Source organism: Brevibacillus sp. BD137 (assembly GCF_041644655.1).
Lineage (GTDB): Bacteria > Bacillota > Bacilli > Brevibacillales > Brevibacillaceae > Brevibacillus > Brevibacillus brevis_D.
In genome coordinates, this window is the sequence record NZ_JAOTNO010000001.1 from 674,172 (window position 1) to 698,992 (window position 24,821).

The 24,821-nt window shown below is 47.9% G+C and carries 30 protein-coding genes, 2 tRNA genes and 1 pseudogene; 13 read left to right on the forward strand and 20 right to left on the reverse strand.

From position 1 onward, the window contains the following. Positions 1-47: 47 nt before the first annotated feature. The 3 genes from ODZ53_RS03275 to ODZ53_RS03285 form a co-directional block, all read right to left on the reverse strand. Positions 48-257, reverse strand: a complete 210-nt coding sequence (locus tag ODZ53_RS03275; protein ID WP_372675901.1) for a hypothetical protein — start codon at positions 255-257, stop codon at positions 48-50. A gap of 63 nt (positions 258-320) precedes the next feature. After that, on the reverse strand, positions 321-935 hold the full coding sequence (locus tag ODZ53_RS03280; protein ID WP_372675902.1) for a hypothetical protein: 615 nt from the start codon (positions 933-935) through the stop codon (positions 321-323). A 29-nt stretch (positions 936-964) separates the two neighbouring features. After that, on the reverse strand, positions 965-1,162 hold the full coding sequence (locus ODZ53_RS03285; RefSeq protein WP_172139920.1) for a DUF4177 domain-containing protein: 198 nt from the start codon (positions 1,160-1,162) through the stop codon (positions 965-967). Positions 1,163-1,593: 431 nt separating this feature from the next. On the opposite strand from ODZ53_RS03285, the pseudogene ODZ53_RS03290 reads away from it, so the two are divergent. Further along, positions 1,594-1,701 (forward strand): annotated as a pseudogene (locus ODZ53_RS03290) (Arm DNA-binding domain-containing protein); the annotation flags it as partial. Between the two features lie 322 nt (positions 1,702-2,023). Here the strand turns inward: ODZ53_RS03290 and ODZ53_RS03295 are convergent. The 3 genes from ODZ53_RS03295 to ODZ53_RS03305 form a co-directional block, all read right to left on the reverse strand. Further along, a tRNA-Val gene (locus ODZ53_RS03295) sits at positions 2,024-2,099 on the reverse strand. A gap of 25 nt (positions 2,100-2,124) precedes the next feature. Further along, a tRNA-Ile gene (locus tag ODZ53_RS03300) sits at positions 2,125-2,201 on the reverse strand. Between the two features lie 413 nt (positions 2,202-2,614). Then, on the reverse strand, positions 2,615-3,154 hold the full coding sequence (locus tag ODZ53_RS03305) for a phosphatidylglycerophosphatase A family protein (RefSeq protein WP_188069043.1): 540 nt from the start codon (positions 3,152-3,154) through the stop codon (positions 2,615-2,617). 177 nt (positions 3,155-3,331) lie between these two features. On the opposite strand from ODZ53_RS03305, the gene ODZ53_RS03310 reads away from it, so the two are divergent. Further along, positions 3,332-4,036 (forward strand): alpha/beta hydrolase, encoded by a 705-nt coding sequence (locus ODZ53_RS03310; RefSeq protein ID WP_372675903.1) that lies wholly within the window; start codon positions 3,332-3,334, stop codon positions 4,034-4,036. A gap of 2 nt (positions 4,037-4,038) precedes the next feature. Here the strand turns inward: ODZ53_RS03310 and ODZ53_RS03315 are convergent, their stop codons facing one another. Next, on the reverse strand, positions 4,039-4,197 hold the full coding sequence (locus ODZ53_RS03315; protein WP_015892263.1) for a hypothetical protein: 159 nt from the start codon (positions 4,195-4,197) through the stop codon (positions 4,039-4,041). A gap of 145 nt (positions 4,198-4,342) precedes the next feature. Between ODZ53_RS03315 and ODZ53_RS03320 the strand changes: the two genes are divergently transcribed. Together ODZ53_RS03320 and ODZ53_RS03325 are read left to right on the forward strand one after the other, a co-directional pair. Then, positions 4,343-4,852 carry a YjcG family protein gene (locus ODZ53_RS03320; RefSeq protein WP_015892264.1) on the forward strand — a complete coding sequence of 170 codons (510 nt, stop codon included), beginning with the start codon at positions 4,343-4,345 and terminating at the stop codon, positions 4,850-4,852. 78 nt (positions 4,853-4,930) lie between these two features. Continuing rightward, positions 4,931-5,386: a GNAT family N-acetyltransferase gene (locus ODZ53_RS03325; RefSeq protein WP_142497634.1), complete on the forward strand. Its 456-nt coding sequence runs from the start codon at positions 4,931-4,933 to the stop codon at positions 5,384-5,386. Between the two features lie 106 nt (positions 5,387-5,492). Here ODZ53_RS03325 and ODZ53_RS03330 read toward each other — a convergent pair whose 3' ends face one another. Continuing rightward, on the reverse strand, positions 5,493-6,392 hold the full coding sequence (locus ODZ53_RS03330) for an NAD(P)-dependent oxidoreductase (RefSeq protein WP_372675904.1): 900 nt from the start codon (positions 6,390-6,392) through the stop codon (positions 5,493-5,495). 199 nt (positions 6,393-6,591) lie between these two features. On the opposite strand from ODZ53_RS03330, the gene ODZ53_RS03335 reads away from it, so the two are divergent. Together ODZ53_RS03335 and ODZ53_RS03340 are read left to right on the forward strand one after the other, a co-directional pair. Beyond that, a complete protein-coding gene (locus ODZ53_RS03335; RefSeq protein WP_372675905.1) occupies positions 6,592-7,107 on the forward strand; it encodes a TetR/AcrR family transcriptional regulator in 516 nt (171 codons plus the stop codon). A gap of 114 nt (positions 7,108-7,221) precedes the next feature. Further along, positions 7,222-7,644: a DUF3995 domain-containing protein gene (locus ODZ53_RS03340; RefSeq protein WP_372675906.1), complete on the forward strand. Its 423-nt coding sequence runs from the start codon at positions 7,222-7,224 to the stop codon at positions 7,642-7,644. A 62-nt stretch (positions 7,645-7,706) separates the two neighbouring features. Here the strand turns inward: ODZ53_RS03340 and ODZ53_RS03345 are convergent, their stop codons facing one another. Beyond that, a complete protein-coding gene (locus ODZ53_RS03345) occupies positions 7,707-8,552 on the reverse strand; it encodes a PHP domain-containing protein (RefSeq protein ID WP_372675907.1) in 846 nt (281 codons plus the stop codon). A gap of 107 nt (positions 8,553-8,659) precedes the next feature. Here ODZ53_RS03345 and ODZ53_RS03350 point away from each other — a divergent pair, with 107 nt between their 5' ends. Further along, complete coding sequence (locus ODZ53_RS03350) at positions 8,660-9,022, forward strand: hypothetical protein (RefSeq protein WP_087349181.1); 363 nt, start codon at positions 8,660-8,662, stop codon at positions 9,020-9,022. Here ODZ53_RS03350 and ODZ53_RS03355 read toward each other — a convergent pair. Continuing rightward, positions 8,992-9,921 carry an MBL fold metallo-hydrolase gene (locus ODZ53_RS03355; protein ID WP_372675908.1) on the reverse strand — a complete coding sequence of 310 codons (930 nt, stop codon included), beginning with the start codon at positions 9,919-9,921 and terminating at the stop codon, positions 8,992-8,994. The genes ODZ53_RS03350 and ODZ53_RS03355 overlap by 31 nt on opposite strands. 9 nt (positions 9,922-9,930) lie before the next feature. Continuing rightward, positions 9,931-10,653: a YitT family protein gene (locus ODZ53_RS03360; protein ID WP_372675909.1), complete on the reverse strand. Its 723-nt coding sequence runs from the start codon at positions 10,651-10,653 to the stop codon at positions 9,931-9,933. A gap of 284 nt (positions 10,654-10,937) precedes the next feature. On the opposite strand from ODZ53_RS03360, the gene ODZ53_RS03365 reads away from it, so the two are divergent. Then, the gene (locus ODZ53_RS03365; protein ID WP_372675910.1) at positions 10,938-12,302 is read left to right on the forward strand and encodes a hemolysin family protein; all 1,365 of its coding nucleotides are present in this window, start codon (positions 10,938-10,940) and stop codon (positions 12,300-12,302) included. 71 nt (positions 12,303-12,373) lie between these two features. Then, the gene (locus ODZ53_RS03370) at positions 12,374-14,791 is read left to right on the forward strand and encodes a UvrD-helicase domain-containing protein (protein ID WP_372675911.1); all 2,418 of its coding nucleotides are present in this window, start codon (positions 12,374-12,376) and stop codon (positions 14,789-14,791) included. A 153-nt stretch (positions 14,792-14,944) separates the two neighbouring features. Here the strand turns inward: ODZ53_RS03370 and fabI are convergent, their stop codons facing one another. From fabI to ODZ53_RS03385, 3 genes are all read right to left on the reverse strand, one after another. Then, positions 14,945-15,718, reverse strand: a complete 774-nt coding sequence (fabI, locus tag ODZ53_RS03375; protein ID WP_015892275.1) for an enoyl-ACP reductase FabI — start codon at positions 15,716-15,718, stop codon at positions 14,945-14,947. A gap of 93 nt (positions 15,719-15,811) precedes the next feature. Next, on the reverse strand, positions 15,812-15,964 hold the full coding sequence (locus ODZ53_RS03380; protein ID WP_173604419.1) for a hypothetical protein: 153 nt from the start codon (positions 15,962-15,964) through the stop codon (positions 15,812-15,814). Positions 15,965-16,018: 54 nt separating this feature from the next. Beyond that, the gene (locus ODZ53_RS03385; protein WP_015892277.1) at positions 16,019-16,744 is read right to left on the reverse strand and encodes a ZIP family metal transporter; all 726 of its coding nucleotides are present in this window, start codon (positions 16,742-16,744) and stop codon (positions 16,019-16,021) included. 233 nt (positions 16,745-16,977) lie between these two features. On the opposite strand from ODZ53_RS03385, the gene ODZ53_RS03390 reads away from it, so the two are divergent. Together ODZ53_RS03390 and ODZ53_RS03395 are read left to right on the forward strand one after the other, a co-directional pair. Next, positions 16,978-17,595 carry a MerR family transcriptional regulator gene (locus ODZ53_RS03390; protein ID WP_372675913.1) on the forward strand — a complete coding sequence of 206 codons (618 nt, stop codon included), beginning with the start codon at positions 16,978-16,980 and terminating at the stop codon, positions 17,593-17,595. Between the two features lie 154 nt (positions 17,596-17,749). After that, complete coding sequence (locus ODZ53_RS03395) at positions 17,750-18,838, forward strand: HD-GYP domain-containing protein (protein WP_372675914.1); 1,089 nt, start codon at positions 17,750-17,752, stop codon at positions 18,836-18,838. A 41-nt stretch (positions 18,839-18,879) separates the two neighbouring features. Here the strand turns inward: ODZ53_RS03395 and ODZ53_RS03400 are convergent, their stop codons facing one another. After that, the gene (locus ODZ53_RS03400; RefSeq protein ID WP_372675915.1) at positions 18,880-19,560 is read right to left on the reverse strand and encodes a TerC family protein; all 681 of its coding nucleotides are present in this window, start codon (positions 19,558-19,560) and stop codon (positions 18,880-18,882) included. A gap of 86 nt (positions 19,561-19,646) precedes the next feature. Between ODZ53_RS03400 and ODZ53_RS03405 the strand changes: the two genes are divergently transcribed. Further along, positions 19,647-20,168, forward strand: a complete 522-nt coding sequence (locus tag ODZ53_RS03405) for a hypothetical protein (protein ID WP_017250326.1) — start codon at positions 19,647-19,649, stop codon at positions 20,166-20,168. A gap of 142 nt (positions 20,169-20,310) precedes the next feature. Beyond that, positions 20,311-20,790, forward strand: a complete 480-nt coding sequence (locus ODZ53_RS03410) for a chemotaxis protein CheW (RefSeq protein WP_372675916.1) — start codon at positions 20,311-20,313, stop codon at positions 20,788-20,790. 65 nt (positions 20,791-20,855) lie between these two features. Here the strand turns inward: ODZ53_RS03410 and ODZ53_RS03415 are convergent, their stop codons facing one another. The 5 genes from ODZ53_RS03415 to surE form a co-directional block, all read right to left on the reverse strand. Further along, entirely contained in the window at positions 20,856-21,524 is a 669-nt protein-coding gene (locus ODZ53_RS03415) for a hypothetical protein (protein ID WP_372675917.1), read from the reverse strand. 49 nt (positions 21,525-21,573) lie between these two features. Beyond that, positions 21,574-22,170: an RNA 2',3'-cyclic phosphodiesterase gene (thpR, locus tag ODZ53_RS03420; RefSeq protein WP_015892284.1), complete on the reverse strand. Its 597-nt coding sequence runs from the start codon at positions 22,168-22,170 to the stop codon at positions 21,574-21,576. Between the two features lie 63 nt (positions 22,171-22,233). After that, on the reverse strand, positions 22,234-22,716 hold the full coding sequence (locus ODZ53_RS03425; protein WP_064202841.1) for a hypothetical protein: 483 nt from the start codon (positions 22,714-22,716) through the stop codon (positions 22,234-22,236). Positions 22,717-22,865: 149 nt separating this feature from the next. Further along, positions 22,866-23,906: a hypothetical protein gene (locus ODZ53_RS03430; RefSeq protein ID WP_372675918.1), complete on the reverse strand. Its 1,041-nt coding sequence runs from the start codon at positions 23,904-23,906 to the stop codon at positions 22,866-22,868. 3 nt (positions 23,907-23,909) lie between these two features. After that, entirely contained in the window at positions 23,910-24,731 is an 822-nt protein-coding gene (gene surE, locus ODZ53_RS03435) for a 5'/3'-nucleotidase SurE (RefSeq protein WP_173604427.1), read from the reverse strand. Between the last annotated feature and the right edge of the window lie 90 nt (positions 24,732-24,821).

Below are 24,821 nucleotides of genomic sequence, written 5' to 3' on the forward strand. Positions count from 1 at the left end.
CTTTTCTGGTTTTGGATGGAATGGAACTAATCCTAAACTTGACTCTTTTACATTCGTTGCGTATTTTCTACCATTTTTCCATAAGAAATAGCGTATATAAACTCTAAAAAATTACTGTATTGCTTATCAACAGTTGCCTCAAGACCGCCTTTAGTTAATACCTTCTGACTTTCTTTGAATAATGGATCACTTTTTTCAATTGGCTTTGTGCGAGGCTCTAGCCCATCCCAATCCCAATTAATTGGAAATGAAATCATCCTCTCTCCAGACAACTATATGCTGTTCAAATCACCGTTTTATTCAATTCTTTACTGCCCCTCTTAGTCACCTTTGAAGATAAACCAACTTTCAAACCTTTTCACCACATCATTGGCTAACGCAAGGTCAAACTCTAAAAATCTATTGAAGAGAGGCACTCTTGCAAATTCTATTAAGTCCGATTCAACCATTTCTAGCTTTGCAATAAACTCCACATAATCAAAATCAATATAGTACAGTTCATTCTTGTCTACATCTTCTTCATTAGAATCATCCGACCAAACACGCACTATATTATCAGCGAATTCCATTCTTGGTGTTGGATTATGACCCATCCAAGGGCTTTTCCTGTTAATAACACTATCTAGCACATCTCTCCAAGCCTCTAGACCAGAACAACAACTCGGAGGAATTATCCTATCATTGCTTTCGAAATAGATTCCTCCTCCAATTACTACATCTGATTCATCAAACATTCGCTTTAACACTTCATGAGGTGTACCCTTAATGTCTATATTGTTATATCCCAAAAGCATCGCAATAAACAAATCAACTTCATCACTAGTAGTTTGACCTGTTAACTTGACATATTCAGTATAAGCCACATCCGTATTCAACCAATCAGGCATCTGATAATAAGGCTCTTTTATAACTGCAACAACTAAAGGGTAATCCATGCAACACTCTCCCTAATTAAAACTTCATTTTATTGTTTCTTTCTTTTAAAAACTGTAATGACGTCCCTTGAAACACCTTGTGTTTGGCTTGTATCGAAACAAGAAACTAGTTCCCATCCTTCATTGCCCATCTTATTTAGGATTCCATCAAATCCTTCAGCGTTCAATTTTCCTCCGAAGAATCCACCTGTTTGAAACTTGAGAGTTTTATATTCCCATTTTTCCACAATACTCACCCCAATGTTGAATTACGATCAAAACCATCTTTTATACGAATCCAGCACTTCTAATTATACCAAATATTTCTATACCATTCGAACCATTACCGCGACTGTAGCTGGGTGTTTTTAGGTCAGTTTTACTGTTTCACGATATAGTATTTACTCTTCATTTTATGGACACTGTTCACGAGCTATATGGACTGTCACACAACCAATACAAAAGGACATTAACCCAACAAAGTTAGTATCCTTTTGTATTGAGATAAAAATGGCATGACTCCCCCCTATACTTAAAGGAAAAAGAATGGGTGGAAAGACAACTTAGAATTAATAACATCAAACAGGTAATGACCCCGAAACTTACTAACTTTAAAGGACTGATATTATTGGAGACTGGTTTTGTCAAATAGGACAAGCAAAGGGATTCTTGGTACTACGAAGCAACATTAGAAGTAGATGAGAATGGGGAGAGGACAAGAAAGAAGAAGAGATTTAAAACCAAGAAAGAAGCTCAACAAGCATTGGCAGATTTACTAGCTTACTGATTGGCTTGATTCAAACAGATCAGCGTTGAGAAAGTACATGGAAAAGTTATAGCGACTGGGTACGTGTTTGCATATCATTCCCGCATTGGGCGATCTAGAAATATCAAAAATTTCACCTCAACGTGTTGAGAAATTCATGTTGGATCTTGATAAAAATAATATGCTGGTTCAACAATGCAAAAAATATACACCATCATAAAAGTCTCTCTTAATAAAGCTGAACGTTGGCAGATGGTATCAAAAAACGTTGTTGCTCTTGTTGATCAGGGCATAAAACAACAAAAAACCCTTATTGGATAAGGGTTTTTACTATCAATTCATATGGTGATCCGGACTGGGTTCGAACCAGCGACCCCCACCCTGTCAAGATGGTGCTCTCCCAACTGAGCTACCGGATCATGGGATATATGTGTGATCGTTTAATGGTGGGCCCTGTAGGACTCGAACCTACGACCAATCGGTTATGAGCCGACCGCTCTGACCAACTGAGCTAAGGGCCCGAATCGTATCGGACGTCGATCACATTTATTACTATACAGCATCGTAAAATGGATTTCAAGAGGAAATGAATAATTTCTTGTAAAAATTTTCACTCGTACCAAAAGAACACTAAGAAACCCAGTGAAATCAGGCTTGTTTTCCCCTTGTAAAAAGCCATTCCCCACCGCTGCTGCCCACATCCCCCCTACAAAACAGGGAGATCACCTACCTGATCGCATCACTTCTTACATGGCTGCATCAAGCATATGAGCTTCACCAGTGGAGAATTGACTCTGCCAGACAAAAAAGATCCAATAAAGCTAACAAGAACAAACAAGATAATTAGGTAACGATTGAAGCAAACACCCTCATCCCAAACCTAACCCGCCTGCTCCGTCCCTTTCGCTTTCGCCTCGACACGCAGCTCGGCTTTCTATTGCTTCGACGCCTCACTTCGTGCCAACTCGGCCTCCTGCTCATCTCTCATCCGATGGGCCATGCGGCTAGACGCATTAGCTGCCACACTCGCCACGAGGTCGTCCAAAAACGTGTGAACACGTCCCTCTCCCGACTTGGTATCCAGCCTTTTAATCACCCCGACCTTGTGCTTATCCAAATGCCCAAAGGTGGTCACTGCGATACTTCCATATCCAAATACGGAGCCTAGCGCCAATGTTTCGTCGCATCCGAATAGTCCTTCATCTGACGCAATGATGGATTGGAGCGGCTCGGACAAGAGGCCTTTCTCTGCTAACGTATCCAACTCAACGCCAACCAGGATGGCGTGCTGCATTTCTCTTTTTTCCAAGACCGCTTTTACGCTCTCGATGCACTGCGCCATTGTGAGATCTGGATGGTAAGGCGACTGCATGAGATAGACGATCTCTGCGATATCATCCAACGTCACTCCGCGTTCTGCCAAACGTGCGAGAGCAGCGTTTCTGACTTCGATGCTGTGTACTTGCTTCTTCATATAAGAGACAACCCCTTCCACAAATCGAGTGAAGTCGTTTCCTACCATAGTATCACACACGAACCAAATTGCGACAATCTTTCGCCCAAAGCCGGACTCTGCACCCAAACTATTGGGCATGCCCGCTCGCTCCTGTATAATAATGAACAGGAATATCCCAATAAGGAGGACAACGCAGTGGCCCTTGAGGAAATCATCTTGGAAAGCCGGCATTTGGGGACGCCGGAAAAGCTGATTGTCTACACACCCCAACGCTACTCGCCACTCTACTCGTATCCAGTCCTCTACGTACAGGACGGGGAAGATTACTTGGCGATGGGTAGAATGGCTTCTTTGCTGGATCAATTAAATGGGGACAAAGAATTGCCTGATATCATCGCTGTCTTTCTCCCTGTCGAGAAAAGCAAACGGAACGACCGTTATCATCCGGATGGCAAGGAGCACATGGCCTACCGCCGCTTCCTCGCTGAAGAAGTCGTGAGCTATGTCGATACGCATTACTCCACACATCCTTTGGGAAACGCACGAACACTTCTTGGCGAATCTTTGGGCGGGGTTGTCTCTCTGTTCACTGCGCTTAACTATCCACATACGTTTGGACAAGTTGCCTGCCAGTCGATTGCCATGGACGCAAAACTAAATCGTTTGGTAGCTGACGCTGACTTTTCCGTTCCGCAAACCATTTATATGGAAATCGGGACGGAGGAAACGGAAGTAAGCACGGGGCGTGGCACATTGAATCTTCTTGCGGCCAATGAGGAACTGCGCGAGATTTTGGGCACGAAAAAAGCCACCCTCATTTATGAAACGTTTGAGGGTGACCATACGTGGGGCCACTGGCAGCGCAATCTACCGCGTATGCTAAAGACGCTTTACGGGTAAACTTACCGTGGCTGTTCTTCTTGTGGGCCTTCATCCTTGATCGTCGATACGAGAGCCTCTTCGAATTCTCCTTTTCGTATCGCAGTCAAGATCGTGAAGGTCAGCACAGACAGTAGAAGCAGGACGAGAAAAATGAATGTGATCATCATAGCCGTATGCATGCCATGCGGCACCTCCTTGCACTACACAGTCTTTCCTTTGGCACAAGGAATATACGGACCCACGCTTAACATTACACAAATGAAGAATTTTCTGTTAAAATAATATCTTGTAGAGCATGATAGATAGTAAGGAGGAGTGGTTCTGATGATGTACAGTATCGTAATATTCCCATCTAGCAAGGTGCAAGAAGTAGCCAACTCTTACCGGAAACGTTATGACCCGGGCTATGCTTTGGTTCCTCCGTATATCCGTTTGAAGGAAGCCTTTGAGCTGGACGAAGCCAAGCTGCCTGAGCTGGTGAGCCATCTGGAGCAGGTTGCCTCCTCTACTGACAGCTTTTCGGCTCATTTCCATCGGGTATCTTCTTTCCACCCTACCACCAACGTGATCTATTTGGCTGTGCAAAACAAAGAACCATTTAACGAACTGCATCAAAAGATTGCCAATCAGTGTGTGAATGAAAAAGAAACCTACGCATACGTACCGCATCTGACCATCGGGCGCGACCTGTCCGACGATGAGCTGCGTGATGTAACCGGTCAACTAAGCATGGCAAAAATTGACCTGAACAGCGAAATTGATCGCTTCCACTTGGTTTATCAGCTTGAGGATGGCATCTGGAGCGTTTACCAGACTTTCCTTCTCAAAAAATAAACACCCTATCCTCAACCACCAACCCTCCCTGCGTATCCATCGTAGGGAGGGATATTTTCTAAAAAAGGACGAATACCGATGAACCTGCAAACCTACCAGATCCAAAGAGTCACCACGGAACAAGAATTGGCGGATGCCCTGTCGGTACGACGAATCGTTTTCATCGAGGAACAGGAAGTACCAGAAGAATTGGAAATCGATGAGCATGACACCCTTGATGGCGGGACGATTCATTTTGTGGCCTACCGCGATGGAAAGCCAGTGGGCGCTAGCCGTATCCGCACCTACGCACCTGGAGTGGGAAAAATCGAACGGGTGGCGGTTGCCAAAACAGAACGAGGCACCGGGCTGGGCCGCCAAATCATGCTTGAGATGGAAGAACTGTCCAAGCAACACGGGTATGACAGCCTGAAGCTGAATGCACAGACGCAAGCCCAACGGTTTTATGAAAAGCTCGGCTATGAACCTTTTGGCGACTTATTTGACGATGCAGGTATCGAGCATATTGCGATGGTCAAATCCATTCGCGAATAAGAGAAGCTGCGTGTAGCTCCATTCCCTCATTCAGAAAAACAACCTCGTTTTCGCTATGATCAGCATGCGAAACAAGGTTGTTTTTCATTTGCCCGAGAGAAAAGAATTATTTCACCAGCGGTTTCCGGATGGCCTCAATGACGCGATCAAAAGAGTCAGCACCGTAGCCCTCTGTTACTTTCTGTGTGGCCAATGTTAGCAATGGCATCAACCACTCAACAGGGATTCCCTGTTCCTTGCTGGCATGGATGATGTGTTCAAGTCCTAGTTTGTTCGTATTCAAATTGGATACATCTGTCGTGAAGTTTCCTTCATCACGTGCACGTGCGGCAACCGGATCTGTTAAGAGCGGGGCAATCAAGTGATTTACCCAGTTGGTTGCGTATGGAAGAAACTCTGTTCCTGTTATGTTTGCCGTACTTAATAGGGCATGTGCATGCATGGAGCCATACCAAGCCCCATACATCATGGTAAGCAGCGACAAATCATAGATCAACGGAACACCATAGTCTTCACCGAGATAGGCAGCGTTACCTCCCAACAGTTTCAATGTCGGTTCATATGCTTCAAATAGAGCCTTCGACCCACCGTAGAAAATGAGTGTCTCGGGCAGTCCGATCATTTGAGGGATAGCCATAATCGCTCCATCCAGATATTGCCCACCGTGCTCGCTCACCCAATTGGCTGTCTTGCGTGCATCCTCCGGTGTTCCGGTAGTGAGGTTGACGATGACACGACCTGATAATTCATTTTCCAAGGGCGCAAGCAGCTCTTGCATGACTTTGTAGGTTGATAAGCAAACAACGACCAAGTTGCTTGCCGCGATTGCCTCTGCTGCACTACCCGCCAGTACTGCTCCCTTCTCAACCAGACCTTTGGCTTTATCTGCTGAACGATTCCAGACAGTCGTTGGGTGACTGCCTTTTAGAAAAGCATCCGCGAGTGCTACTCCCATATTGCCAAGGCCAATAACAGTTACAGACTCAGGAATTGATGCTGAATTCATAGGTCGACACTCCATTCGTTTTATTTTTCTAAGCGAGAAGATCCAGCACTTCATGCAAGGTCTATCGCTCTTGATTGCGATTCTAAAGCTTTACACTAGTGTGAATGTCAATACAAAATACAACTCTTCTTGACACTTCACACCCAGTGGAATAACATGGAATCAGAAACATACGATACCGTATCTTTTGAGGTGAACTATGCAATACGTACGTGAAGATTGGATTCGGGCGGGGCTCGATATGTTGGCTGAAGCAGGCATTGACGCTGTTCGTGTGGAGCCTCTCGCCAGAAAACTGAAGATCAGCAAGGGGAGCTTTTATCATCACTTTCTAGATCGTCAAGCACTGTTAGACTCCATGATCGATTATTGGGAGGAGCATGCGACCGAGCGGATCATTCGAGCGCCACACTCGGACAGCATCTCGTTGGAACAGCTTTTGTCGAGCGTTTTTAGCAGCGAGCGAAAAACCGAAGCCGCTATCTACAATTGGGCGAAACAACATCCTGCCCTTTCCAAACGTCTCGTGGAAATCGAGCAACGCAGAATCGGCTTCGTAGCCTCCCTGTATGAGAAAAAAGGGCTGGCTCCGGCTGATGCAAAGGCACGCGCTCAACTCGCGTACCTCCTCTATATTGGTTGGCTCGTTCGCCGAGAGCTGGAAACGCCTTTTGATATGTCCGCACCCTTGCAACATTTTATGACTTGGATTTGATTCCCACTTCCCCCTTTCTGCCTGACAGATTGTCTCGTGCAGGGGTTTTTTTACCCAAAACATACGAGTGCGTATCTTTCGTGAAGACCTTACAAATCAATAGGAGGCATTTCCATGACGCATGTTTTCCCCATCTCATCTGCTATCTTCTTGGTCATCGTGTCCTTGCTACATTTTTACTGGGCCTTCGGAGGAAAATGGGGGACCGATTCCGTCATTCCCACAACAGCCGATCATGCACGCCAGACTTTTTCCCCTGGGAAAGGCGGAACGATCATTGTTGCCTGCTTGTTGGCTTGTGCCGGTTACATTTTGCTCGCCCAGAGCGGCTATCTATCGCCCGTACTCTCCCCTTCTTTGATTCAATGGGGATGCATGGTCTGTGCTGCTGTATTTGTCCTGCGCGCTGTGGGAGACTTCAACTACATTGGCTTTTTTAAAAAAGTAAAAAATACGAAGTTTGCCCGTCAAGATACGGCATTGTTTACCCCTCTTTGCTTGTGGTTAGGGATATCCTTTCTGCTCGCATTGTTTTGAGCTCACCAAAGACCCTCTTCCCATAAAAGAGAAGAGGGTGGCTTCCATTATATTTAGATGTATTACACCTTCCGCTTCTCCGCAATTGCCCGTAGCTGTTTAACAGCATCCATCCCTGCGGTATGAGAGCCAAGCATCGCATGAAACGGCTCCTCTCCACGCCATCCATGGAAATCAGAACCCCCGGTGACAACAAGTCCGTATTGCGCTGCCCACTTGCTGTAGCGCATTTTTTGGACCTCATCATTGTCCGGGTGATTGACTTCAATCCCATCCAATCCGAATGCAATCAACTCCTGGACGAGCTCATCATCGTCATACAGACCCGGATGAGCCAGCACCGCCACTCCGCCAGCCTCTTTGATCAGCGTAATCGCTTCCTGGGGGGTAATGCGTGGAGGATTGACATAAGCCGCTCCCCCTTTGCCCAAGTATTTATCAAAGGCCTCTGCAATCGTTGAAACGACACCTAGCTCCATCAGTTCTTCTGCAATATGCGGTCGCCCGATGTTTTTGTCCGTGCCCTGCTTGCGGCGGTATACCTTTTCCAATGAAATGTCGATACCGAGCTCCTGTAGCCGTGCGATCAGCAGTTGGTTACGCTCATGCCTCGTCTCTCGCAGACGAAAGAGACGCTCTTCAAAAGCTGGGTCTTCATACGGGACAAAATAGCCGAGCACGTGAATATCCTGCCCCTTCCCTACGGAGCTCACTTCCACTCCCGGAATGATTTCCACGCCGAGTGCACGGGCAGCCTCCATTGCTTCTGGAATCCCTGCTACCGTGTCGTGATCCGTGATCGCCAGTGCAGCAAGTCCTGCCTCCTTCGCCAAGCGTACGTTTTCCGCCGGCTCGCAGGTACCGTCTGACGCTTTTGTATGGGTATGCAAATCTGCCATAAGTTCCATTCTCGTCCACTCCTTCTTTTCTTTATTCTACAAGTCTGAATTGGTATTGCCGCACATAGTATGAGACTAAGCTTCGATTCCCAATGGTTGAACCGAGGAGGATGTCCATGCGGTTAAAAAACAAGACCCTTACCGGTGTCGTTCAGCCACTCTCTTATGTTGACAAAATGCTGCGGCAGCAAGGCTTTCATCGTTCAGGCGGGGACAGTATGCCCACGTACGATGTTGTCATGTACGATTCCGCCAGCAGCAGCGCGTATTTTTTGCGCATCCCTACTAACTACACCAGCACAACGACCGGAAAAGGGGAACTAAATGTCAAACTGGGTCATCCGTATTTGGAAGCAAAGTTCTATATGAACACCACGTCCGAAGAAGTTTTTTTCATTCCCAAGGCCGTCCGCGAAGCTGCAGAGCATAAGCTAGCAGAAATCGCCGATTACCTTTCTTCTCCTTCGGCTCCATCCTGAACAGTTCTCCACAACCACCGATTTTGTTCAAACCGGTATGCTACCCTCTTTGTTTTCTGCAGCCCGACCAAGTAACCCATAAACGCCGTCCGAAACAGGACGTAGCTCGAAGCATTCTCTATGGAAATGTGTAACCGCTCACACAGGAGAGCTAACGCTTCTTCTGCTGTTCTCTCCTCTACGAAAATGTCGCAGATCACCGAGAAAATCCGCTCATGCCAAGCAATATTTTTATTCACGGCATCATGAGAGGTGGTGGTATATGCTCCGTGCCCAGGCAAGTACCCCTTGTAGTTGGTTGCAAGCAGTTTATGAAGACTGAGTAGGGTCTCATGCGCATCCACAAGAAACGGCAGCTTGTGCTTTTCCAAAACCTCTTCGCCTAAATAACTGTCGGCAGCGAAGCATATCTCGTCACAGACCACGCCAACCTGTTGCCAGCTATGCCCCGGCAGAGAAAGGATAGAGAAAGGTACGCCACCAATTTCGATCCCTTCATCCAGTGGAAGGAGGTGGTTCACCCGAGAAGGCTGCGCCAGCAAAAACTTGTTTTTGAGATCCTCAAGTGGGGCTGCACCCATGTTCAAGTAAATGGGCTCAAGTATCGGATTCCGAATGATCGCCTCTTCCAAAGGTGGCGCATAGACCCTTGCTTCGGGCCAGCATCCGAGCAAGTAGGCGTTGCCACCGAAATGGTCGGCATGAGCGTGCGTTTGAATAATGGCACACAAGGGCTGGGCGATAGCGTCCAGTCCTTTCTTGATTTTTTTGGCGGTTTGGGTATCCAGACCAGAATCGATCAGGATCGCTCCATGCTCACTAATGACAAGTCCTATGTTAACATGACCAGGAAAATAACCAACACGCTCCGTTATCATTTGAAATGCTTGTCCAGACAAAACAGTCCCTCATTTCATCCTTTTCCTATTTATTTTCTCCAAAACATCACCTTCCCCTTCCCTATTCCTATATCTCGTGCTCTTGTTTACATAGTGCCGCGATGAGCGATCATCCATTTTACGTGAAAAAAGCGGGCCAATGATCGTATACGGTGGCAGAGGTCGTCCGAGTCCACTGAACATATGCGTGGTCGCCGCAATGGAAATGATTGTAAGAAACGAAAAAACCATCCTCTCCATCCCAATGGTCTGAATCGAGCAGAGTACGATCAGCCCATCAATGAGAAAAATCAACAATGCAACGCGCAGCTTGTATCGTCTGGCAAGAAATTGCGCGAACAGGTCTGTCCCACCCGTATTTGTCTCGTAGGCAAGCATCAAACCGACACCCATTCCGATTAATACACCTCCAGTAACCGCGGAAAAGGAAGTTGACCACAGATTCCAGCCACGCATATCCGAGAGAATGTCTATAAAAAAAGCAGAAATTAGCATGCCGTGAAAGCTGTGAAAAAACAAGCTGCGATCATAAAAAAAGACGATGACATACACAGGGATACTGATCAAAATCATCATGAGACCTGTCGGCATCTGCATGTAATATGTCGCCAACAAACCGATCCCGATCATGCCCCCTTCCATTAGGCGATGCGGAACCAAAAAAAGATTGACTCCAACGCCTAGAAGCACGCTTCCTGTGAGAATCGCTACACTTTTTTGCAGCCAGTACATGTCGCTCCCCTCCTTAGACCGTGCTCGTTTATGTTTATGATCAGAAAGAAGCAGGTATGTCCAAGCAATGCCTCAGAATGCGCTGGTTCAAATCGGAACGTTTTGACTGTTCGGTTGACCTATTGGTATACTTACGAGTAACAAGAAAACCTGTAGATGGCTCATGAAAAGCATATCCATTGCAGGTTTTAGATCGAATATTTATCCACTTTTGGTCGTACATGTAAAATACCATTATCGTATCGGAGGTGAATTCTCCCCCTTTCGCACTGCGGGAGGCGGAGGTGTGCTTGGAGAGTCCGATAGGGGAGATTACGCTGAATCTGCTGCTCGTGGTATTTTTGGTTCTTCTGAACGGCTTCTTCGTCGCAGCAGAATTCTCGTTGGTAAAAGTTCGCCAAACTCGTCTGACCCAGCTCGTTAGTGAAGGTAATCACAAAAGTGCCCGCTACGCGCAAAAAGTCACACGAGAGCTCGACGCCTATCTATCCGCCTGCCAGCTAGGAATTACACTGGCTTCGTTGGGGTTAGGCTGGGTCGGTGAACCTGCCGTCGCCCATTACGTCGCGCCCGTCATAGCATTTTTTCATTTCCCATCTTATTTGGTCGGTCCGACCTCACTTGCGATCGCCTTTGCTATCATCACATTTTTACATATCGTCTTCGGAGAGCTTGCGCCCAAGTCTTTGGCGATTCAAAAAGCGGAGGCCACCTCCCTATGGACTGCCGCACCGCTCATGTTTTTCTACAAGCTGAGCTATCCGCTCATCTGGCTTTTAAACGGAGCAGCCAATTTCCTGATCAGACGCCTTGGAATCAAGCCTGCCAACGAAAACGAATCTGCTCATACAGAAGAAGAAATCCGCCTTCTCATGAACCAGAGTCATAAAAGTGGTCACATTGACCAGACCGAGATGGCACTCGTCGACAATGTCTTCGTGTTTTCCGAGCGTCTTGCCCGGGAAATTATGATCCCACGGATTGATATGATTTGCCTCTACGACGACAACACGTTTGACGAAAACCTCGAAATCATGAGAGAGTCTCGCCATTCACGCTTTCCCGTCGCCCATGAGGATAAGGACAGGCTGATTGGCTTTGTGCACATCTCAGATTTTTATCTCTCTGCGCTGACGACAGGGAAAGCAGAGTTAACTGATTTTCTCCGCCCATTATTGACGGTGCCAGAGTCCATGGAAATCAGCCACGTCTTGCGCTTGATGCAAAAGCGCCGTTCCCAGCTTGCCATCGTGATTGACGAATACGGCGGTACAGCAGGGTTGCTAACGATGGAGAACATTTTGGAGGAAATTGTTGGTGACATCCAGGATGAGTTCGATGAAAATGAACGCCCTGAAATTGAAGAAAGCTCCAGCAACACGCTCTCGGTTTCCGGCAAAACTCTCTTGACAGAACTGAATGATTACATATCGATTGAAGTCGTTTCCGACGAAGTCGACACCATTGCCGGATGGCTCTACAGCCAGTTGAATGAAGAGGTCGCGAAAGGCAAAACCATCACATTCCAAGGCTATCTTTTTGCGATCAGTGAACTGGAAAACCATCGCATTACACGGGTGAGCATCACGTATTTGGGAGCAGAAGATTCGTCCCCTCTTCCTAAGGACATCGTGTCGCTGCACTCCTAATCGAAAAGAACAACCATAATGGCAAGTGTCCCCTGCCGACAGGGGGCACTTCTTGTTTCCGAGGTGTCCTGATGAACTACGCTTTACTAGACAACAAACCCATCCTGTTGCTACCTGAGAACTACAACCGCATACCGTTTTGGCGCATGGCTGCCCGGCAGGACAAGGTACGCTGTCCAGCCTGTGCATCGGCGCTTCGTCTTCATGCTGGCATCAGCTTTGAGCCGCATTTCTTCCATCCCGAAGGAGCAGAGTGCCCGCTTCTGACGGAAAATGGTCCTGCTCCTCTCGATTCGCTGCAAGCGATAAATGAAACGGCAGCCACTGCCTTTCAAGCTGTTTTGGCTGCTACGGCCGCAAAGGATCACAACGACGATAACGCGAAAGAACCACTCGCTTTCTCATCTAAGGAGCACAGCGAGGCATCCATAGACGTAGACGAAGCAAATACAACACCCATCGGCTCCTTTCGCCTTCCGAAAAAGAGAACGATTGGCGCGAGCACGACGACTCCCCCGCCAGCTCCGAAGCCACCGGTTTTCCGCAAACGCTTGATGCCGAAGAAGACCATCTCTCACATGGCTGAGCAAATGCGCGATCAATCGCTGCACCCGGGACAACAGCAAGCGGTGCACGCTACCGAGGGGCCTTTTCTCATCCTCGCCGGAGCCGGAAGTGGCAAGACGCGCGTCATGACTGCACGCACGACTCACTTGATCTCAGATTTGGGCGTAAAGCCGAATCAAATCATGGTCGTGACCTTTACAACCAAAGCCGCCGATGAAATCCGTCAGCGCATTGCCCGGCAGCTACCCGCTGGACAAGCACGTGAGCTGATTGCCGGAACGTTCCACAGCATCTTTTACCGAATGCTCCTGCATCACCAGCCCGAACGTTGGGATCAGCAGCGCCTTTTGAAAAAGGATTGGCAAAAATGGCGGTTGATGCGCGAGACTGGTGCACTGCTCGGTCATGACGACCTTGCCACGTTAAAAGAAACAGAGATCACCGAAGCACTCGGCATCATCAGCCGTTGGAAAAACGAATACATCCTCCCCCATGAGGTCGCGTATCGGGAAGCAACGAGCGATGCAGAAAAACGGGCGATCCAGCTGTATCCTCTCTACGAGGCCACAAAGAAAAAGCATCAATGGTTTGACTTTGACGACATGCTCATAGGCTGCTATGAAATGCTGCGCGATGATCCAGGACTCCTGCGCCGGTATCAGGAACGCCTCACCTATGTGATGGTCGATGAGTTTCAGGATATCAATCGCATTCAGTATGAGACGGTCAAGCTATTAGCCGCTCCGCAAAACAATTTATGTGTTATCGGGGATGATGACCAGTCCATTTACGGGTTTCGTGGCAGTGATCCGCAGTACATCTTGGGCTTCACCAAAGACTTTCCGCAAGCGTCGACATTTACACTCGAGGTCAACTACCGTTCCCATTCCTCGATCGTCAGTCTTGGCTACTCGCTGATCGGTCACAACCGGGAGCGTTGGGCAAAGGAATGTCAGTCCTTTCATCGCGAGGAAGGTGACACGTATTTATTCGAGCCGGAAGACGAAGAAGAGCAAGCTTCCCGGATCGTCGATGAAATAATCCATCGTCGCGAGCAGGGTGCCATTTTGGGTGAATGCGCGATCTTATACCGCACCAATGAATCGGCACGCCCCATTTTGGAGCGCCTGAGCGAAGCCGGAATTCCTTTTCATTACACACAAGAGGAGGAATCTTTTTACCAACGCCAGACGGTTCGCTGGACGCTGAATTATTTGCGGCTCGCGTTAAACCCGGATGACACCGATGCGCTAAAAGAAATATTGTCGACCCTCTACATCTCAGCGGAAATGTGGAATGCCTTGCGCAGCCAAGCCATCATCGAGGACAAGCCGATTCTGCACGTTCTTCCGCATCTGACACAGCTCAAACCGTATCAGCGCAAGCACATGCAGCAAATCAATGAGATACTCACCGCGTGCAAGGATGTTCCACCTGCTCAGGCGTTAGAGCTCATCTATGAGGACGGCAAACTGCGCGATTATCTAAAAAAACGCGCGAAAGACCGGGAAGATGGCCGGGAACGTTGGAGCGATGAACTGCAGCAAATATTGGCAGCTTCCAAGCGCCATGCGACGATCACCGACTTTTTGGCTTATATCGATCAAATGACGCGACAAGAAAAAGAGTGGCGCACGATGCGACCACTCCCCGACGAAGCTGTTCATGTTTTAAGCATCCATCGGGCAAAAGGTCTCGAATACGACCACGTCTTCTTGCCCGATCTGGTAGAGGGTGCCCTTCCTCATGAGTACACATTGGATGAGCTGCGAAAAGGCGGCTCCGGTGCGCTTGAAGAAGAACGCCGTCTCTTATACGTCGCGATTACCCGGGCCCGTCACAGCCTGTGTATCGGTATCCCCCGAGAGCGATTCGGACGAAAGACCCGCACCTCCCGCTTCATCGCCGAGATGGGAAGGTAAGTACTGAAAGCCACCGCCCATATAAATCAAAAATTCTTCCATGTTCGTAATCAATGGAAACATAAAAAACAGGCCCCCTTTCACGCATTCATTTTGGGTATAGTATGCGAGAAAGCAGGGCCTGTTATTCTTTTTCGGGAAATTTGCTTCTGGTTAGCCGCCCATAATGCTGTAGCCAGCATCGACGTGCAGAATTTCACCCGTGATTCCTCGGGAGAGATTGCTGAACAAGAAGAGAGCGGTGTCGCCTACTTCCGATTGGTCAATCGTACGGCGCAATGGCGCTTTTTCCTCAATTTCCTTCAGCACGGAGTTGAAATTGCGGATTCCTTTTGCGGCAAGCGTACGGATTGGACCAGCAGAGATCGCATTGATACGAATGTTCTCTTTGCCCAGGTCGTTTGCCAAATAACGAACAGAAGCATCAAGCGCAGCTTTGGCTACACCCATCACGTTGTAGTTTTGAATCACGCGCTCACCGCCAAGGTAAGTCAACGTCACGATGCTTCCGCCCTCCGTCATCAACGGACGAGCAGCACGAGCAACTGCTACCAGAGAGAATGCGCTAATGTCCTGTGCCAATGCGTATCCTTCGCGGGAAGTGTTCACATACTCACCTTCGAGCTCTTCCGTTTTCGCAAACGCAATGCAATGCGCTAGGCCATGAATCACGCCCACTTTTTCTTTGATCACAGCAAAAGCTGCTTCGACGTCCTCATCCTTCGTGACATCGCAATTTACCAACAGCGACTCTACTCCCATTTTTTCCGTGAGTGCCGCCACGTTTTCACGCAGACGCTCCCCTTGGTACGTAAAAATCAGATTCGCTCCAGCATTATGTAAGGATTGCGCAATTCCCCAGGCAATACTGCGGTGGTTCGCTACGCCCATGATGACGATGTTCTTTCCTTGCAACAATGTATTCATTATGTATCTGCCCCTTTCCCAACTTATTCCCCTGCATTATAACCGATCTTGTCCATGGATACGAGTGGATAAACGAGAGAGGCAGTGTAAAATTTAATCGGTACTTCCGGCCTGATCACTTAGCGTTGATAGAGCTTCAGAGGAAGCCCACGATTCCTGCAAAGGATTCAACGATGTCCCCATGACCGGGAATTCAGTCAGTGACTGCAAATGATCGTCTGTTTGCATTTGTTCCTGATGGTTCATACTGTAAGTCCACACTCCCTTCCTTCAGACTAGACTGGCTAGGAATGGGGCCTTTTATGCATGCAAGTGGTTCGCGTGTAAAAAAGCAGATAAAATCAGATACACGGCCATCGCGCCAACAAAATAAACCCCGTACTGTGCCTTTTTGGTTTGTCCGATATAAGGGACGAGATGGCTGGCGGATACATATAAAAAAATACCAGTCGTCATGGCCAGCATAATGCCAGACCAATTCGATGGAAACATTCGCTCAGCAAAACCAAAGCTGAGAGCTCCTGCAATCGTCGCAATCCCAAGGGACGTCGCGCCCCAAAATGCTTTCTTTCTCGAGTTGGTCGCTGCCAGCAAAAGAGAGGCTATGGTTACACCATCCGGTATTTTGTGCAACAGCATGGCCACCAACACGGATACCCCAACTTCTGAATCCATCCGCAAGCTCGCGACTAAAGAGACGCCTTCGACAAATGCATGTAATAAAAAACCCGTCATAACCCCAATCATTCCCGTAGAGCCAAACTCCCCACTCGACTTGCTGATTAATTCCAAAGCAAAAAGCGTAACAAAGCCAACGAGCACAAATGGCATCAACCACAAGCTTTTATCAGAAAAGACATGTGGCATCAAATCTAGCAGCGTAATCGCCAGCAGTAGCCCAGCCCCTGCACTGATCATCGCAAACAATGCCTCGGATGACCAAGCACGCAGACATAACAGCAGTCCCCCGATACTGCTCGCCAAGGCAGCAGTCAAAAGGACAATCCAGAAAACAGATTGCATCATCCGGTCCTCTCCTCACCCAACGAGCAAAAACATGCTTACTCCTTTCATAAGTACGCGCCTGTCCCGGTCATTATGAGTAGCCTAAAAAATTTGACAAAATACGACGACCTGTCCGAATCGGACGAAAGATCACTAGTTTTTAGAACCTTTGTCGATTCTCTCTTACCCGGAAAATTTTGGTGCTATAATGAGTCCACCGGGAATACCGAGAGGAAAAAAGGGAGTGATTCGGGATGGATGTACAAGTTTGGATGGCTTCAAAAGAGGTAGCTGATCGCCTTGATGTGCATGTTCGTACACTACGTAACTGGCTGGACTTGTTCGTACCTGCTCAGGAACGTCTGAAAAATCCGCAGGGTCACTATTTGATCAGCGAAGCAGGCTTTGAACTGCTCAAGGAAGTGAAAGAAAGAAAAGATAACGGTAACAGCTCGTTAAAAGATATTCAGCGCCAACTGATAGAAGAAGGTCGCCTGTCCGAGGAAATGCTCATGGAAGAAGAACTCGTGGGTGCGGAAGAAACCGCCGTTACGCTCAGCGCCACAAACAAGCTGGGTACGAGCATGCGAGAAGTGGAAATGACAGTCCACGAGACACTCGTCCAATTTCAGCAGGAGCTCACTCAACTCTCCTCCATGAATCATATGCAGTCGACCATTCTGCAAAAGATTGCGGACATAGAAGAAATGCAAGAGTCCCTCCGCTTGGAAATGCGTCGCGTTACTTTTGAACTGGATCTCATGCAACAACGCTTGACTCGTCGTAAGGAGCGCTATGCCCGCTATGAGCCTCGCTGGTCACTCAATCCATTCCGCTGGTTTACACGTTCAAATCGCGCAGCCGAGCAATAATCGTTTTTTTCACAAGGTAAAAAATTACAATTAAGAGAAGTACCCCGACAGCGCTAGTCTCCCCATGTTCTACTGTGATAAAATGGTACTACATGAACTGCCAGAAAATCAGGACTATTTACATTCCACAAAAAAAAGGACTGGGGCTTTCGTTGTGAGAAAATTGCATATTACTTCGGTAAAGCCGGGCGATGTCATCGCCAAGAGCATTTTCCAGGAAAATGGGAACGTTCTGTTGGGGATCGGGGTACAACTAACTCCCCGTTACATTGAACGCCTTGTTCAATTGGGAATTGATACCCTTTACATTCAAGACAAGCACACAGAAGATATCATGCCGGAAGATGTAATCCGCGATGAGACGCGTAAAGAAGCCGTGGATGCCGTGTACAAAACGATGACCACCCTCATGGACCAGCCGCAGATCAAGCGCCGTACGTCCGCACCTGATTTCGGAAGCAGTTTTCAAAAGGTTTTTCGAGAAATCTTTCAAGACTTGAGCAGTCGCAAAGACATCTTAGTCAACCTGTCCAGCCTTCACGTGTTGGATGGTTACCTTTTTCACCACGCTGTCAACGTCGCCATTCTATCTGGTGTGGTAGGGATGGCCAAAGGCTACAACCAGCAGCAGATGATGGAATTGGGAATTGGTGCGCTTTTGTTTGACATCGGCATGACACAGGTTCCTAAGGAGCTCTGGACCATGCCTACAGAATTAAGTGCAGAAGAACGCCAACGTGTCCAATACCATACCGAAGAAGGCTTCAATATTTTGCGGAATCAACATAATATCTCGGTCGTCTCCGCACACTGTGCGCTCCAGCATCACGAGAGATACAATGGAACAGGATATCCCCGTCAGCTCAGTGAGAATAACATTCACGAGTATGCACGAATCGTGGCAATCGCCGATGTTTACGATGCCTTAGTTTCCCCGCGCCCATTTCGGAAAAGCTACTCGCCGAGTGATGCTACCGAGTACTTGTTCGCTACAGGAAACACCTATTTCGACCTCGACCTGCTCAAGCTATTCTTGCAGCACGTCGCTATTTATCCAATTGCTTCTACGGTATTGCTGAGTACAGGACATACCGGCGTCGTTTCCAAAGTAAATCCATTGGCTGTGAATCGACCTACCATCCGTATTCTTACCAATGAAGATGGCTCTGAAGTAGCTAGCACCTATGAAATCGATCTCTACGATAAAGAATGGATGAGCGTGACGATCGTCAAAACCTTATAGGCCCACGACAAAGCTGAGATTCCCTATTCATCTCAGTTTTTTCATGCGTGGGTCCGTGTCGTTTTTGTACGTTGCAAATATCCCGCTATTACTACGAGAGCGACCAACCCAATTTTGATCGCATATTCGAGCCAACTTCTCCCTGCGATCCACTCACGCATCGTATTTTCCATGAGAATCATATTCGCCGCTGTCACTGCCAGGACACCTGAACCAACATAAACAAGCCATACAAAGCGCTCCATTGCCCCTAAAATAAGCTGGCTACCAAAAACCATGAGAGGCACACTGATCAAGAGGCCCAGCACGATAAGCACGATGTCTCCTTGCGCTGCTCCCGCAATAGCGAGTACATTATCCAGTCCCATCATCACATCCGCCACAACAATCGTCTTGACCGCTTGAATCAAGTCTTCACTCGAGTTGAATGCTTCCTCTCGCTCATCCTCGCGCAACAGGTTGTAGCTGATCCAAAGCAGAATAATTCCGCCAATCAGGTATAAATACGGGATTTTTAGCAAATAAACAGCAAGAATCGTAGCAATCACGCGTACGATGATAGCAAGAAACGTCCCCCACAAAATGGCTTGTTTTCGTTGTTCGACAGGGAGCTTCCGGCATGCGATGGCAATGACCACGGCATTATCTCCACTTAATACGAGGTTGATGGTAATGATGAGTAGCAGTGACGAAAAAAAAGCAGATTCAAACAAAGGATGCACCCTCCCTAAACTTTTTGAGCCCTACTCGCCACCCTTGTACGGTGCCCCTGATTTTTTGTATGATGGTAACGAGGAGGGTTGTCGAAATGTCGAAACAATTCGTTATAGAAGCGATCATGTTGGCTATCTACGGGGAGTTGATGGTCCCATCGCAACCAGTAGAATATCTGATACCCGCGTCGACAATCTATGAATTGGACGAATTTATCCAGAGTCCTGAACCTATCATGCCCTACTCTGCTGATGATCAGTATGTCCGGCGGATTATGAAAGAAATGAGCCAATTTTTTGCCGATCCATTCAACCGCAAGCGAATGGAAAAAGGACTGATAGCCCCATGGTCCAAGGTTCCCTTTTCTTTTCCGAACGGCGTGACCCTGACGGTCGTAAAAGTAGAGGACAACGCCATGTGGGGGGAAATATTTGATCCCGTAGAGACACAGCTATTGTTGACGGCCATGAAATTTGAGGTCCCACTTCTCACAGACCAGCCTGATTATCAGGATCGAATATTGGAATATATCGTGCCTGTTCAATTTTACGATGTGGATGATTTTGATTTTGCGCTCGAGCAAGGAATTTCATTGAACGACCTTCGTGAACCATAATCAAGAAAACAGACCGACGAGCCTGACGCTGGTCGGTCTGTTCTAAGTCTTTGCCTGAGACAAAAAAACGTCCTGAGTAGGTTTGCCCATGGTACAATATGGGTAAAGACATGGAAAGAGGTTCGGGGAGGAATCATGTACGATGGAAATGACGAAAAGAAGCAATGGTTCGGATTCGGAGGCAGAAGCAGCTGTTGACCAACAGATTTTGTTTAAAATGGGGAATGAATATTACGGCCTGTCGATTTCGCTCGTACGTGAGATCATCAAGCCGCTGCCCATTACACGTTTTCCAAAATCTCCACTTTATGTCGAGGGAGTCATTGATCTACGTGGACGGATCTTACCGGTCATCAACTTGCGGAAAATGTTTGATTTGGAACCTATGGAAGAAACGGATGACACTCGCTTTGTCGACTTGCAGATGGATGGGTTGAACATCGGAATTATCGTGGATGCGGTCTCTGAGGTCCTGAATATTCCGCAGAGCTTGATCGAGCCTGCACCACCCATTATCGCTGGAGTAGAGGGTAAATATTTGCAAGGTATTGCCCGAATGAACGACAAGCTGATCATGCTGCTTGATGTGGATGAAATTTTTGGACAGTGGAAAAAGAAGTAACGAACAGTGTAAAGCCCAGTGCGAAGAAGATGCACTGGGCTTTTGTTCTCTTTATTCGTTATTTCCTACTCTCTGCCTCCGCTTGCTAAATACGCGAAGTTCACCCACACCATCTCTTCGATTCCCAAAATTTCTTTGAACAGGTCAACCGAGTCGTACAACAGTGAAGCCCCTGTGTCGTCATCGACGTTCGTCAATAACTGCAAATCAAAAAGGGAGCGTAACTGTTGAATCTGCTTGGGACCCACGATCCGACTAAACGACTGCGGCTTGATACGTGTGATCCCTTTACCTACCTCTCGCCGATACAACTCCGAACGCACTACCCTCTCCAGTATGTCTTCATACTTTTGCCGAACGTCCTCGCTGTCTACAATTCCTTCCTGCAGGTCAAGCTCTGGATAAAGCCTGCCGAACTCGGCTTCCGCCATTTCCACATCGAGCGAGTAGCTGATTGTCGCGGACGCAACCTCGAAGCCTGCATCGAACAAGCGAAAGCCCCAGCCGTTGTCCTCAGCGTCATGAAACCAGAGGAGGGGAACGAATTGCTTGGACAGTCTCAGCAAAAAATCAAGCGTCGTGGAGGTTTCCAGCCACTCATCCTGCAGGAAAAATGCATTCCAGTCGCTGTTGACGTTTCTGTGGAAGTGTGGCTGCTCTGTCTTGGATAAGGCAATCAGTACTTTCGGTTCGTATTTGCGTGGATAAAGAATGCCGGTCGTGAACTCACCCATCCGTTTTCCACCGCTTTCTGGAAGGCTTCCCTGATCCTTTCTTCTTAGTCTATTCAGGCAACGCTTGTTTTTTGCTGTGATCTTTATCAAACGTGCTCGTGTGGATAATCGTATGTACCGCACCCTCCGGCAACAGCTCGGAACGATACAAATGGAAATGCCGCGCCTTCCATTGTGGCGGCTCCTGCGCTAAATAACGTTCATTCCAATCCAAGAGGGCAAGCTCATTCCCACTGCGATGCGGACCTCGCGCCAGCGTAATATGTGGCCGATACTGCTTCCGATCATAGGACAAGCCTTCGTGCAATTCGAACCGTCTGCCCAACAACAAATGGAGCTGCTTGAGAGGGGAAAGTTGACCGCGCAGTCCCAGCCAGAGCACACGTGGATGCAGGGCATTCGGAAAAACCCCAAAGCTGCCAACACGCAGGGTCATTGGCTGGATGATCGCGCTGACAATATCCATGTCCTCGCAGATAGCGGGTACGAGTGACTCATCCACTTCTCCAAGGAAATGCAGAGTCAAATGCAAATTAGCGAGAGACTGCCACCTATCTGCCGTCACATCTTGCTTCAACCGTTTTTGAACATCGGCAATATAAGCGGCAGCCTCAGCTGGAATATCCAATGCGATGAATAAGCGCATTTCTGTCCTCCTTCGAAAAAAATAGCCCTCCTGTGACGGAGAGCCATTCTCTTTCATGCCGCGTTAGGCAGCCATCATCTTTCCGGTTACGATTCCCAAAATACTCCTGACATATTCGGCAAGACGGTTCGTTCCAGGCTGGTAGGTAAAGCGTAGGGTCAGCTCACTATGACCCACATGGCCAGCGGGAGGGATATTCCAGAAGTACTCTCCTTCCCCGTATAAAAACTCTTCAATGCGCTGCTTTTTTCCTTCGATATCGACTTTCGGATCATGCGTCAAGGAAAACTTCATCATGACAGAAAACGAATCTGTCCAAACGTGATCGCGCTTATGTAATTTCCCATGGATAACAACTAAACCGGCTTCTCCCCACAGATTGTACTCGAGCAAAGCCTGAAACTGCGGATGGACCTGCAGCTCCAACGCAGGAAGCCCTCCTTCGATTGTAAGTGCATGACGTTGTGCCAGTTGCTCAATCTCCCCTTGAAAACGGTGGGCGCATTCAGAAACAGCCTGGAACAAATTGGGTTCAACAGCGTACATCGTCGTCACCTCTCCCCAATGGAATGTCTGTCTTACCTAATTCGGATTCGCTCTTGTCGTATCCTTTGTTGAAAAATGACTTATTTACCCATATTTCATCGAAGACAAAAAAATTCCGGGGAGAGTCCTTTTTCACAATCTCTCAACAATTACAGGTAAGGGACAGGCATTCCTGGAAACGCTTTCGCAAACACCTGCGCAAGATACTTCTGTACCTCTTCATCGAGCTCCAAATGATAGAGGCGACCGCTCTCATAACGCAGTAGTGGATAGGCACCCAACTGTAAGGGAGAAGCGTCCTGCGTCTGTACGTACTCCGGCAAGGTCATCAAAAAACGCGAGAACGGATTCGCTTCATCCTCTGACATATGAACGATCTCGAATAAATGCGAGAGACTAGGCGTAAGCACGATCATTGCGTAATCACCCGCTTCCGCAGCCCATACGGTAAAGGACGTATCCCGGACCTCGCTGCGAGCGTGCCTGCGTATGACCCATACTGCTTGCTGCACAGTACTCATCAATAAATGCTGGGCCCCTTCTTCACCATGGACATCCCCCATATGCTTGTACCGCAATACGAAGGCCATCCCCGATTCTGTAAAAACAGATGCAGGCAAGCTCATCGCGGAAATGCTTTCGGTCTCTTCCTCACGCACCTGCACCTCTTCTGGGAGTGTATCGGGTGTCCCCTCATAAAGCGCCTGAATCATCTCACGTGTACGAGCCACTTCCTCTGAGGAAAAAGAGATGGCTTCTGAATAGATGTGGGTAAGCTCACGATCCGCATAAGCCAAGTAGTGCAAAGAAATATACGGCTGCTCAATCAATCTCAAGGCCATGCTTCGCTCATCAGCAAGCGCTATGTCGAACGTCAAGGGAAAACCAAGTGGATTCAGCGGGTCCGACAGGGTCCAAATGACAGCGAGCAGTTTATTTTGATACGTCTTGAATTCGAGTGAAACGGCATCTCTCGTCTGCTCGCTGAAAGCATCCACCGATTCGAACACCAAATACAGCTCCACTTCGCCAGTGCCACTAAGACGGACAAAGTATGGAAGCCCCTCTTCTTCTGCCAGCTTGTACAAATCGTGATAAACCACGGGATCGAGTACCTCTCCCTGTGTTGACTCTTCCGGAGAACACAGGGTTTCATCGGGGGTTAGCGGAGGAAAAAAATCGTCGTTCATACGTTATTCCTCCTGTTTTCCCCAAGCTTTTAGCAATGCCCAATTGTCCATTTGTTTTAAGAGAGTCCGGTCTGTCGCGTCAATGTGGACAGGGGTAATCGCAATATAGCCATGCTTGAGCAAATCATAGTCCAGCGGCTCCGCCAGAGGCATGACCTGAGGATACTCGCGGGCTAAATAATAGCCTTCTGCTTCTTCACTATATTTGTCTTCATAGTGGTTCATGGACAAAGTGGCCGGAACCATTCCTTTCACCTCAGCCAGTGGTACATGCGGGATATTGATATTCCAGAATACCTCTGACGCCAGTTCCCCTTTGATCGCACGATCGCTGAACTCTTTTACAAGCGGACGAATCATCTCGACTACCTCGCCGTAGTTGTCTTGATCGAACCAGTTATCATAGGACAGGGCAACACCAGGAACACCCAAAATTACCGCCTCCCTGGCACCGCTGCACGTACCGGAGTAATAAATATCACGTCCGAGATTCGTTCCGACGTTAATCCCTGAGAATACGATATCCGGTTTTTTCCCATGTTCAAACAGGAGATGGTAAGCAGCTTTTACACAGTCTGCAGGGTTACCATTGACCGCCCACGCTTTCACCGGCATTCCGTAAAAATCACGCTGTTCAGGCGAGAGTGCACTCCGATAAGTGATTCCGTGTCCAACCCCGCTTTTCTCTTCAACCGGTGCTACTATAGAGACTTCCGCTCCCTCCAGAGTGAGCAAAGCTTCTACCAACCGCTTGATACCAAGAGCATCAATACCATCATCATTCGTAACCAAGATCCGCAAAATAGGGTCTCCTCCTTCATCCATAGCGTTGCCACTTGCTGGGACGTATTTTTCTTATTGTACTGTAGAAAAAGAGGCTGCGCCAAGCTTCCTCCTAAAACGAAAGGACCCCAA